The organism is Carnobacterium sp., from assembly GCF_032094055.1.
Classification (GTDB): domain Bacteria; phylum Bacillota; class Bacilli; order Lactobacillales; family Carnobacteriaceae; genus Carnobacterium_A.
The window spans coordinates 14,611-25,671 of record NZ_DAMDAK010000001.1; the positions used below are offsets into that span (position 1 = coordinate 14,611).

Consider the following 11,061-nt stretch of genomic DNA (forward strand, 5'->3'; position numbering starts at 1 on the left):
GTTCTTGTAAAATAACTTTGTCGCTTCGTGTATGTGCCTCATAGTCATATACTGGCTTTTCAATTGAACGATAATGAATCAGATCGTTTAAGTGTTCTATCAATAAATCTGTATCAAAAGCAAAAGGATGATCATAGTTTGTATTTAACCGTTCTTCATAAGACAAATTACTTTGATCTTTATAGTAAAAATCTTGTTCTAACATTAAAATGGAATGGCCTGAAAAATGATTATAAACAGCACGACTAACACTTGTCTTTCCACTTCCAGATCCCCCTGTTACACCAATAACAATTGGTTTGTGTCTATTACTCATGCTCTTACTCATACTTTTGTTCGCTCCATTCCTTATGAAAAGCATTGAACCATAGGCTCAATGCTTTTCATGCTTCTGTTTAATTTTTCTTTTTTAATTTACTCAGTGATATACTCTTCTATAAGCTCTTGGTGTTCTGTATAAGTTCTCGAAAAATAGACTTTTCCCGTTTTAGTATCAGCCAAGAAATATAAATAATTGGTTTCAGCAGGATTTAATACTGCTTTAATTGAATCTTGCGAAGGGCTGTCGAAAGGACCAGGCCCATATCCTGTATTTTTATATAAATTATAAGGGGAATCCACTTCTAAATCCTTGTAAGTAACTACTTCTTTGTGTTTATTCAAAGCATACAACACACTAATATCAGATTGTAAAGGCATCTCTGCATCTATACGATTAAAAAAGACGCTGGCAATTTTTGTACGGTCTTCATATGTATTGCCTTCGCGTTCTATTAAAGAAGCTAGAGTCATCACTTCATGAACAGTTAAATGTTTTTCTTTAATAGCAGTATAATGATCCTGCATGACTTCATCCGTTTTTTTCACCATATTTTCAACAACTTCTTTAAGCGACATTTCTTCTGTAAAATCATAAGTTGCTGGGAATAAATATCCTTCTAAAACGTATCGCGTATCTTTAGCATCAATCGCATTAGACAATAGTTCAGGATACTTAGTTTGTAAATCAGCTAAAAATTTTGGGTCTTGGACAATCTTCAAAAATTCAGCAGCTGAAAAATCAGTTGATTTTTCAATCGAGTCGGCAATTTGTTCGACCGTTACTCCTTCTTGAACTAGAATTTTGGTTCCGTCAAAAGCTACAGGACTGCCTCCCTCCTGTAAAGAATGAATAATTTCATCTAATGTCATCGAAGGAGAAAAAAGATAATACCCGGCTTGAAAATCAGTTTCGTTATTGAGTTTAATATAAAAACTAAATACAGAAGCGCTCTTTATAACCTTATCTTTTTCTAAAATACGTGAAATATCTGCTGAAGAGGCTCCAGAAGGAATTTCTACTTGGATTTCTTCCTTGCTTGATGCATTTAATGGTTCTAGAGAAGTTGTGACATAATGGTATCCTACAATACCTAAGACAACCAGCAATAAAAATAAAATCGTAATAATACTCAAGACAATTTTATTGACCATTTTTTTCTCTTGTTGTCTTTCAGCTACTTTTGAATAAGGTTCTTTTTTATTTTCTTTTTCTTTCATTGCCTGTTTATTCGTATCTTTCTTCACCAAGAAGAGGCCCTCCTATCAAAATCAAGAAAACCATCGGATTTTCTACTCTCTTTTTCACTTAATCCTAACTCTTTTAAATTCCCAGCTTGCACTAATATACATAATACCATACTCTATGTAATAAAAAAAAGACAACAATCATTTTATTATGTATTTATCATTAATTTAATCATTTTTGTGGAGCACATATTCTTTAATGCTAGACAACAAAATTGAGCTAATAAGAGATTCATTAGCTCAATTTTACTGTTATTCAATTCTTTCTGCTGAACGGTTCTAATTAAAATGATTCTTCGTCATCAGCCATAAAAGTATTCAATACTTCTTCAATCATATCCCATTCTTGATCTGTTTCAATGGGTTCTAAATCACCTTGTTTGCCATCTGCCATTTCAACATAAGAGTAAGCTTGTAATTCAACCTCTTCTCCTTCAGCAGAACCAGCAGGGTAAACTAAAACATAAGATTTTTCGAAATCATCTGAATCAAAAGTAAATAGAATTTCATACAATTCTTCATTTCCTTGTTCATCGATAATTGTAATATGTTCATGTCCTTCATGTTCATGATCGTGTTCAGGGTCATGGTTGTGGTTGTGATCATCTGACATATTCAACTCTCCTTTACAAATAAATATCCTTCTTATTCATTTTAACGTAACTTTCCTTTAAAAGCTAGTTTTGATTGCTGTCCAAGTAATTTTGGAGGATCATCACTGCAGCCACTTTGTCTATTACCTTTTTGCGTTTTGCACGTGAGGTATTGCCTTCTTCAATCAACATTCTTTCAGCTTGGACCGTTGATAACCGTTCATCTTGGAAGAAAACAGGAATTCCGAATAAATCTTTTAAAAGCTGAGCATAGCGAATGGAAGCTTCTGCACGCGGACCAACAGAGTTGTTCATATTTTTGGGCAACCCAACGATGATTTTTGAAACTTCGTATTCTTTTATTAACTCGCTGATTCTCACCATTCCAAATTCTTCTTGCGCTTCATTGATTTTTATAATTTCAATTCCTTGAGCAGTCCATCCAAATGGGTCGCTGATTGCAACACCTACTGTTTTTGAACCGACATCTAATCCCATTGTCCTCATCAAGCTTCTTCTCCACTCGTCTTCAGATAGGTTCTAACCAATTCTTCTACTATTTCATCACGCTCGTGACGTCTAATTAAGTTTCTGGCATCCTTATGACGTGGAATATACGCTGGGTCTCCAGAGAGTAAATAACCGACAATTTGATTGATTGGATTGTATCCTTTCTCTTCTAATGCTTCGTACACTAGTGTTAATGTCTGTCTAACATCTTTGTCATGATTATCACCGACATTAAACCGAACTGTTTCATCTATTGAACTCATATTCTGCACCCCGATTTCTGTAAACTCTACTCTTATTCTACAAGAAAGCACTTCAAACTACAATAACTATAAACAATTGTAACCAAATTTCTATTTTTCTTTTTTATTCCATTGATTTGATTTTCTTTTTCGTCCTTTAAAAAAATAGACTGAAACCATTAGAATTACTGATTTCAGTCTATCTCTTCTCTTTACCGATTTAATCTAACTATTTTGTTGGACCCAATCCGTAACTCTATCTAATGCAGCAGTTAATCCAGCTGGATTCTTTCCTCCTGCTTGAGCCATATCAGGGCGTCCACCACCGCCGCCACCGACTAACGGAGCAATCTCTTTGATTAAATCTCCAGCTTTCAATCCTTTTTTAATGGTTTCTTGATCAACTGCTGTCAACAAGTTAACTTTTCCATTTTTAGCAAAACCAAGAGCTAAAATATTTGAAACAGCTTTTTGTTTCCATTGATCTGCAAATTGACGCAATTGATTCATATCAGTGGCTTCTACTTTTGCTGCTATGATGGTAAGACCATTTACTTCCTGAACCTCACCAAAGATATCATTCGCTTGTTCGTTAGTCAGCTTCGCTTGTAATGCTTCATTTTCTTTTTGCTTTTCTTTAAGCTCTACTTGTAATTGTTCGATTTTTGCCTCTACGTCTTTAGTCTGTTGAGCTTTTACTAAATGTGCCACCTTATTCAATCGACGTTCTTCTGTCTGGAAGAATCTATAGGCAGCTTCGCTTGTAACAGCTTCGATACGACGCACACCTGCCCCTATACCGGACTCTGAAATAATCTTAAAGACGCCGATTTCACTTGAATTTTTAACGTGCACACCTCCACACAGTTCTATCGAATAATTTCCTACATTAACAACACGGACAACGTTCCCATATTTTTCACCGAATAAGGCCATAGCGCCCATTTCGCGTGCTGTTTCAATATCCGTTTCTACGGTAGTGACCGGAAGAGATTCCCAAATTTTTTCATTTACTTTGCGTTCCATCTCAGCCAGTTCCATTTGCGTCACTTGACCAAAATGTGTAAAATCAAAGCGCAAATAATCTGCAGTAACTAATGATCCTGCTTGATTAGCGTGTTGGCCAAGGCTGTCTTTTAATGCTTGATGCAATAAATGAGTTGCAGTATGGTTGCGTGTGATTTTACGACGTAACGTTTCATCAACAGATAAGTGATAAGTTTCTCCTACAGTCAGTTTTTCTAGAACCTCTACTGTATGCAAAGGCTGGCCGGCAGGAGCTTTTTTCACATCCACTACTTTTCCAACTACCTGGCCTTTAGTGTTTTTGATAAGCCCTTTATCTGCGACTTGTCCTCCCATTTCAGCATAAAACGGTGTTTGATCAAAAATCAAACGAACGTTATCGCCAGCTTCTGCTTTCGGTACTAGTTTTTCATCAGTTGCAATGACTTCAAGTTTCCCTTCTGCGACTGTTTGGTCATATCCAATAAATGTACTTTCAGCTTTAACTTCTGAAAATAATTGATTTTGCGTTCCCATTGATTTTTCATCGCTTCTCGCTGCACGAGCACGGTTACGTTGTGCTTCCATCTCTTTGATAAACCCTTCATGGTCAACAGTTAATCCTTCGTCTTCTGCATATTCTTCTGTAAGTTCAACTGGGAAGCCAAAAGTATCATACAGTTTAAAGATATCTTTTCCGTTGATCCGAGTTTCTCCTGCTGCTTTTAAATCAGCCACTAACTGGTTTAAAATCATTAATCCATCATTAATTGTTTCATGGAAACGTTCTTCTTCTGTTTGAATAACTTTTGCAATAAACGTTTGTTGTTCCAGAATTTCTGGATAATGGCTGAACATGATTTCTCCAACAATGGGTACTAATTTATACATGAACGCTTCATCTATTCCAAGTTTTTTCCCATGCATAACTGCACGGCGTAATAAACGGCGTAAGACATATCCGCGTCCTTCGTTTGAAGGTAAAGCTCCATCACCAATTGCAAAGCTCACTGCACGCAAATGATCCGCAATTACTTTAAACGAAATATCATCTTGACTATTTTCTCCGTACTTTTTACCGTTGCTTATTTTCTCAATTTCTTTAATGATCGGCAAAAATAAATCTGTTTCAAAATTGGTAGGCGCATCTTGCAAAATCGAAACAAGACGTTCTAATCCCATTCCGGTATCAATATTTTTACTAGGAAGAGGTTCGTAAGTGCCATCTTCTTTGTGGTTAAATTCAGAAAAAACTAAGTTCCAAATTTCAAGCCAGCGTTCATTTTCACCACCTGGATAATTTTCAGGATCGTCTTTCGCTAAAGTATCAAATGCTTCGCCACGGTCATAAAAAATCTCTGAATCAGGGCCACTTGGACCAGCTCCGATATCCCAAAAATTATCTGCCACTTCGACAATATGATCTTCTGCTAACCCTACTTTTTCTCGCCAAATTTGAGCTGCTTCTTTGTCTTCTGGATAAACCGTTACATAAAGCTTTTGTGGATCTAAATTCAGCCACTTTTCATCAGTTAAAAATTCCCATGCCCAAAGGATCGCTTCCTCTTTGAAATAATCTCCAATAGAAAAGTTCCCCAGCATTTCAAATAAAGTATGGTGTCTAGCCGTTTTACCAACATTTTCAATATCGTTGGTTCGAATACTTTTTTGTGCATTTACTATTCTTCGGTTTTCAGGAATAACTGAACCATCAAAATATTTTTTTAATGTGGCTACTCCTGAGTTGATCCATAACAATGTTGGGTCTTCTACCGGAACCAGAGAAGCACTTGGTTCAATTGAATGACCTTTTTTTTCAAAAAAATCTAAAAACATTTGACGTACTTGATTACTTGATAATTGTTTCATCCTTGTTCTTCCTTTCAATCTACTAGCTGTTTTTTATTAAAAAAAGAGTATAAAAAAAGCCCAATCACAACATTGCCGGACAAGGACGAATTAATCGCGGTACCACCTTGTTTGCAATGATGTCATTCGACATACTCATTACCTCTTACTTCTCGATAACGTGAGAAACGATAGTATTTCTACTATATATAAAAAAGGGAGCATCTCGTTTATTTTGCCAGTTTTCTTTCAGCCTAGGAAAACCTTTCTTTGAGCAATTATTAAAAGAGACATATCCTTTTACCATCGACTAAAGTATAGGAGAACTTTATTTGAATGTCAATAAAAAAATTAAGCAAAAAAGGGAATATCATTCTCTTTTTTGCTTGTACTTTATTTTTCTATTGTGTTTCGACACATTTACAAATTTTCGGTAGTAGAATCTTTAGCTAGTGTAAAGCCTTTTCCCCATACTTCGCTAGCGCTCATCACGACAACAAAAGCATCAGGATCTACCTCTAAAATGTTTTCTCTCAAATACGTAAATTCTTGTTCATCTACCACACACATCAGCATTTCTTTAGCATGATTACCATACCCACCAGTAATGCTTAAATTAGTAACACCCCGATTAATATTTTGATAGATAGCGGTTTTGATCTCTGAAGCAGCTTCGGAGATTACCATGACGTTCTTAGAACGATTGAAGCCAACTTGAATCATATCAATTGTCCGACTAATAACAAATAGGGAGATAATAGAAAACATGACGATTTCTCCATCAAATGCAATCAAAGCAGCCAGAATAACTAAACCATCTATTAATGCAACACTTGTACCTAAAGGCAGCTTTAAGTATACGTGAATCACTTGTGCTATAATGCTTGTTCCGCCTGTTGAGGCTTTTGCTTTAAATACTAACCCAAGGCCTACACCTGTGGTAATCCCTCCAAATAGTGCCGCTAATAAAGGGTTCATGGTCCATGGCTCTAAAGAACTAAGCAGTCCAATAAATCCAGGAAGAATCAAACTTCCTAAAATAGTTTTAAATCCAGCTTCTTTCCCTAATGCAATAAAGCACAGGGCTAATAAAGGAATATTAAAAGCGAACTGAACAAGCGAAGGATCCCATTCAAATAAACGATGTAAAATTGTGCTGATTCCGCTGACCCCGCCTGAAACAATTAAATTGGGCAGTAAAAATACATTAAATGAAACTGCCGCGATAAAAGAACCGACAACAATGAAAATGATGTCGATTACTTGTAAGGGGAAGTGGTCTTTTTTTATTTTCTTTTTCATTATAAACTCCTTTTTCTTAAACTTTTCAAACCACTGCTCATTCTATCATTAATTTTCTACTTTGAAACCTTTTTTTACATTATTCTGTTCTGATAAACGAACCATCCGTCTCTTATCTGTTAGACTATTTTTCCTCTTACTTTTTTATCTATTTTGATTTATACTTATCTAGCTAACGATCAACTAACTAAAGGAGTTTCCATGATGAAGCCAAAAGAAATTCATATTGTTTTTAATGAGCTTTCTGGTTCTGGGAAAGGTCAACTTGTTTGTCAAACTTTAGTAAAAGAAGTAAAGAAAAAAAAGCTTTCTTTTCACTTACATAAATCATGTTATGCCGGTCATACTATCAAACTAGTAGCAGAATTAGTTCAAGAACGGCATGTTTTACTTAGTTCAGCCACTGCTATACTGCTGATTGTCGGCGGAGATGGAACTTTACACGAAGCGCTGTTAGGTCTTGGTGAAACCTATAAAGACATTCCATTAGCTTATATTCCAGCAGGATCAGGAAATGATTTTGCAAAAGGATTAGGGATTTCAAAAAATACTTCAAAAGCACTAAAGCAGATTTTATCTGTTAGAACACCTAGAGAAGTAAATGTTATCCAATTTAAAGAAAACAACAAGAAACAAATCCATTATGCTGTCAACAACGTGGGTGTTGGATTTGATGCAGCAACCGTCAAACAAGCAAACCAATCAACGGTGAAAGCACGTTTGAATCGATACCACCTTGGCTCCTTAACTTATCTCGTTTCAGTCATCACTGTCTTAACTCAACAAAAAGCGTTCCCCATCGAGGTCGTAATGGACCATCAACAGCTATCTTTTCCTAATGCTTTTTTAGTTACCGTGAATAATCATCCTTATTTTGGCGGTGGAATGAGGATTTCACCCAAAGCTTCTCCATATGATAATAAAGTTGATTTAATTGTGCTTGAAAAATCTTCCGTCTTTAAAATTATTTGGCTTTTTTTGTTAATGCTAGCTGATGGACGTCACTTAAAGCATAAAGATGTGCATTATATTAAAAGCGAAAACCTTCGCATGTATTCCACTGTACAAGAAGAAGTTCAAGCAGACGGTGAACTTTTAGGTTACCGTACAATTGATTTACAGCTCTCTTCATCTTCGCGTTATTTCTGGTTTTAATGTTGAAAAACTCTCAGCTGTCAAAAGAGCTAAAAGAACAGATCACCTGTTTCTTTTAGCTCTTTTTTCTTTAAGGAGCGATGCCTTCCATACCGATCATGGGATCAATTTTATTCAATTGAATCAGTTCTATTGTTAATCGATAAGAAGTCGGCGCTTCTTCTTGCATTTCAAACAATGAACCCTCTTCTAGCGTCTTCTCACTATCGACCGATTCTGAGACAGCCGTTTTATGTTTTTCTTCTGAGGATTCATTAAAAGCGGCTTGTATCGTTTCATTAGATAAGACGTCTTTTTCTTCCATAAGCCGTTCTTTTAATGTAGTTAATCGTGTAGCCGAAGATTTCAAGACACATTCTTGAAAAGCTGAATTTTCTCCGCATAAAATTAATAATTCGCTACTCCTGGTGATCGCAGTATAAAGCAAATCACGTCTCAGCATTCTGCCATAATTTTGAACCATTGGCAAAATCACCATTTTAAATTCACTGCCCTGTGATTTATGAATCGAACAACAATATGCCAAAGTAATTTTATTCCATTCGTTTCGTTTGTACGTTACTTCATTCGAATCAAATTGAATGACCAGCTCATCTACTTTATCAGCTGTTTCTTTTGCATAAGTAATGCTGGTAATTTCTCCCATATCTCCATTAAAAACATTTAATTCAGGATTATTGACCAATTGCAGAATTTTGTCTCCAATGCGGTAAACTCGGTCGTTAAATTTTACTTCTTTGCGTTTTCCTGTTTCATTAGGATTCAGAATTTCTTGCATCATTTTATTTAACGCATCAATACCAGCCGGTCCTCGATACATTGGTGCCAGAACCTGAATGTCTTGAGATGTAAAACCTTTTTCTTTTGCTTTCGCTACAACTTGTCGAATGACTTCTTCAATCTGATAAGCGTTGCAAGAAATAAACGAACGATCTTTTTTATTTTGAGTAAAATCTACTGGCAAACGGCCATCTTTAATTTCATGTGCTAAGGGAATAATAGTTGACCCATCTTCTTGACGGTAAATTTCATTCAATTCCATGCTTGGAATTAGATGGGCATCAATCAAATCATGCAGCACTTGTCCTGGTCCAACAGAAGGAAGCTGATTTTTATCGCCTACGAATAGAACTTGCATATGTTGAGGTACCGCTCGAAGCAACTGATTGGCCAGCCAAGTATCAACCATCGACATTTCATCGACAATCAACAGACCTCCTTCTAACTCACGGTCAGATTGTTGATCTTCATTATTGTTTTCTCTCCCATTTAATCCTAATAGGCGATGAATCGTACTGCTCGGTAAGTTCGTCGTTTCATTCATTCTTTTAGCTGCACGTCCCGTTGGCGCTGTCAATAATATCGGAAAAGGTTGTTCTTTGTAATCATTTAAATCTAATGATAACCCATTTAGTTCAGCAAATAATGAAACGATTCCATTTAAAACCGTCGTCTTTCCTGTTCCTGGACCACCCGTTAAAATAAACATCGGAGACAGCATCGCTTCCTCAATTGCTTTTACCTGTGATGCTCCATAAGAAATTCCCAATCTTTTTTCTAGTTTTCGAATTTCTTTAGGAATATCGTGGGCACCATATGTAATTTTTTTGCGATTTAATAGACGTTTAACGGATGTATTGATTCCCCATTCAGCTGCATATAATGATTTAATATACAATTTTTTCTGATCTTCTATAATTTGATTTTCTTCGATCAAATGGACTAATTCCTCAGCTACTGCATCTGGTTCAATAATAAACGAACGGCTAGATTCTAAAACAGTTAAACTCTCTTCCAACAAAGCTTCAGCTGATGTATACGTGTTGCCCTGACTTAAACACAATTCATTCAAAGCAAATAAGACCGCTGCTCTCAACCGTCCTGGAGAATCAGCAGCAAAGCCCAATTGTTCCGCAATAGCATCCGCTTTTTTAAAGCCAATGTTTTCAATATCCTGAACCAATTGATAAGGATTTTCCTGGATGATTTCCAATGTTTCTCCTTGATAGGTTTGATAGATATTATAAGCGAGTTGGCTTCCAAATCCATAGCTGTTTAAACCAATGATAATTTTCTCCATTCCATCACTAGCGTGGATCGTTTGAATCAAGACTTCTTTTTTCTTGCTGTTTAATCCTGTTACTTCAGCTAAAGCATCTGGGTTTTCGCTGATTTTGTCAATAGCGTTTTCGCCTAAAACATGCACGATATTTTCAGCTGTTTTCTTCCCAATTCCAGGAAACTTGTCGCTGGAAAGGTAATTTATTACACCTGCCATAGTCGTAGGTTTTTCTTGTTTGTAACGATTACTGTTAAATTGAAGGCCGAACTTAGGATGATCGATTAATGTGCCATAAAAACGATACGTCTCTTCCTCTTGAATTTGACCAAAGTTCCCTGTAACGACAATTTCTTTATCCGCATAATCACTATTTGTTTCGGTCACTCTTATTAATAAAACTTTATAAAAATTTGTTGGATTTTGATAGAATATTGCGACGACTTGTCCTACGATATACAGTTCTTCCGTTGCAAATAAGTCTAATTTTTCTTGTTCGACCATTTCTATCCATCCTTTCCATTCTTTATTCTTCTTGAAGCTGAACAAACTTTTCGATCGCTTGCAGTTGTTGAAGCCGTTTTAAATGTGCTTCAGGGTTTAATTCATGAGAAGTTTTAAAAAAGCTTTCTACAATAGTCGCTGATTCATTTAAAGTCATCCCAATCACACCTCGTTTAAACCATGCTTCATCATTATCTGGGGCTACTGTGACTGCTTGTTCAAAATAATCCTTTGCTTCCTTAAAATGGCCTGTTTGCATAAAACAATCTCCTACCAA

Annotated in this window: 9 protein-coding genes and 1 pseudogene; 1 reads left to right on the forward strand and 9 read right to left on the reverse strand. The window is 36.0% G+C overall.

The window, feature by feature from the left end:
* The 7 genes and pseudogenes from RT405_RS00100 to RT405_RS00130 form a co-directional block, all read right to left on the reverse strand.
* Positions 1 to 328 (reverse strand): annotated as a pseudogene (locus tag RT405_RS00100) (uridine kinase); the annotation flags it as partial.
* Positions 329 to 414: 86 nt separating this feature from the next.
* Positions 415 to 1,566, reverse strand: a complete 1,152-nt coding sequence (mltG, locus tag RT405_RS00105) for an endolytic transglycosylase MltG (protein ID WP_313466732.1) — start codon at positions 1,564 to 1,566, stop codon at positions 415 to 417.
* Between the two features lie 283 nt (positions 1,567 to 1,849).
* A complete protein-coding gene (locus RT405_RS00110) occupies positions 1,850 to 2,179 on the reverse strand; it encodes a DUF1292 domain-containing protein (RefSeq protein WP_313466681.1) in 330 nt (109 codons plus the stop codon).
* A gap of 64 nt (positions 2,180 to 2,243) precedes the next feature.
* Positions 2,244 to 2,666: a Holliday junction resolvase RuvX gene (gene ruvX / locus RT405_RS00115; protein ID WP_313466682.1), complete on the reverse strand. Its 423-nt coding sequence runs from the start codon at positions 2,664 to 2,666 to the stop codon at positions 2,244 to 2,246.
* A complete protein-coding gene (locus RT405_RS00120; protein WP_035028707.1) occupies positions 2,666 to 2,932 on the reverse strand; it encodes an IreB family regulatory phosphoprotein in 267 nt (88 codons plus the stop codon). The genes ruvX and RT405_RS00120 overlap by 1 nt, the downstream gene beginning before the upstream one ends.
* A 204-nt stretch (positions 2,933 to 3,136) precedes the next feature.
* Entirely contained in the window at positions 3,137 to 5,785 is a 2,649-nt protein-coding gene (gene alaS, locus RT405_RS00125) for an alanine--tRNA ligase (RefSeq protein WP_313466683.1), read from the reverse strand.
* Between the two features lie 399 nt (positions 5,786 to 6,184).
* The gene (locus RT405_RS00130; protein ID WP_313466684.1) at positions 6,185 to 7,066 is read right to left on the reverse strand and encodes a YitT family protein; all 882 of its coding nucleotides are present in this window, start codon (positions 7,064 to 7,066) and stop codon (positions 6,185 to 6,187) included.
* A gap of 204 nt (positions 7,067 to 7,270) precedes the next feature.
* Here RT405_RS00130 and RT405_RS00135 point away from each other — a divergent pair, with 204 nt between their 5' ends.
* The gene (locus RT405_RS00135; RefSeq protein ID WP_313466685.1) at positions 7,271 to 8,221 is read left to right on the forward strand and encodes a diacylglycerol kinase family lipid kinase; all 951 of its coding nucleotides are present in this window, start codon (positions 7,271 to 7,273) and stop codon (positions 8,219 to 8,221) included.
* A gap of 70 nt (positions 8,222 to 8,291) precedes the next feature.
* Here the strand turns inward: RT405_RS00135 and RT405_RS00140 are convergent, their stop codons facing one another.
* Together RT405_RS00140 and RT405_RS00145 are read right to left on the reverse strand one after the other, a co-directional pair.
* Positions 8,292 to 10,784 (reverse strand): ATP-dependent RecD-like DNA helicase, encoded by a 2,493-nt coding sequence (locus RT405_RS00140; protein WP_313466686.1) that lies wholly within the window; start codon positions 10,782 to 10,784, stop codon positions 8,292 to 8,294.
* A 22-nt stretch (positions 10,785 to 10,806) separates the two neighbouring features.
* On the reverse strand, positions 10,807 to 11,061 hold a 255-nt coding region (locus RT405_RS00145; protein ID WP_313466687.1), incomplete at its 5' end, for a tetratricopeptide repeat protein.

What these genes read in the sequence shown, in the direction of transcription:
- RT405_RS00110 (WP_313466681.1), bottom strand. Translation starts at nt 2,179, where the DNA reads ATGTCAGATGATCACAACCACAACCATGACCCTGAACACGATCATGAA.
- ruvX (WP_313466682.1), bottom strand. Translation starts at nt 2,666, where the DNA reads ATGAGGACAATGGGATTAGATGTCGGTTCAAAAACAGTAGGTGTTGCA.
- RT405_RS00120 (WP_035028707.1), bottom strand. Translation starts at nt 2,932, where the DNA reads ATGAGTTCAATAGATGAAACAGTTCGGTTTAATGTCGGTGATAATCAT.
- alaS (WP_313466683.1), bottom strand. Translation starts at nt 5,785, where the DNA reads ATGAAACAATTATCAAGTAATCAAGTACGTCAAATGTTTTTAGATTTT.
- RT405_RS00130 (WP_313466684.1), bottom strand. Translation starts at nt 7,066, where the DNA reads ATGAAAAAGAAAATAAAAAAAGACCACTTCCCCTTACAAGTAATCGAC.
- RT405_RS00135 (WP_313466685.1), top strand. Translation starts at nt 7,271, where the DNA reads ATGAAGCCAAAAGAAATTCATATTGTTTTTAATGAGCTTTCTGGTTCT.
- RT405_RS00140 (WP_313466686.1), bottom strand. Translation starts at nt 10,784, where the DNA reads ATGGTCGAACAAGAAAAATTAGACTTATTTGCAACGGAAGAACTGTAT.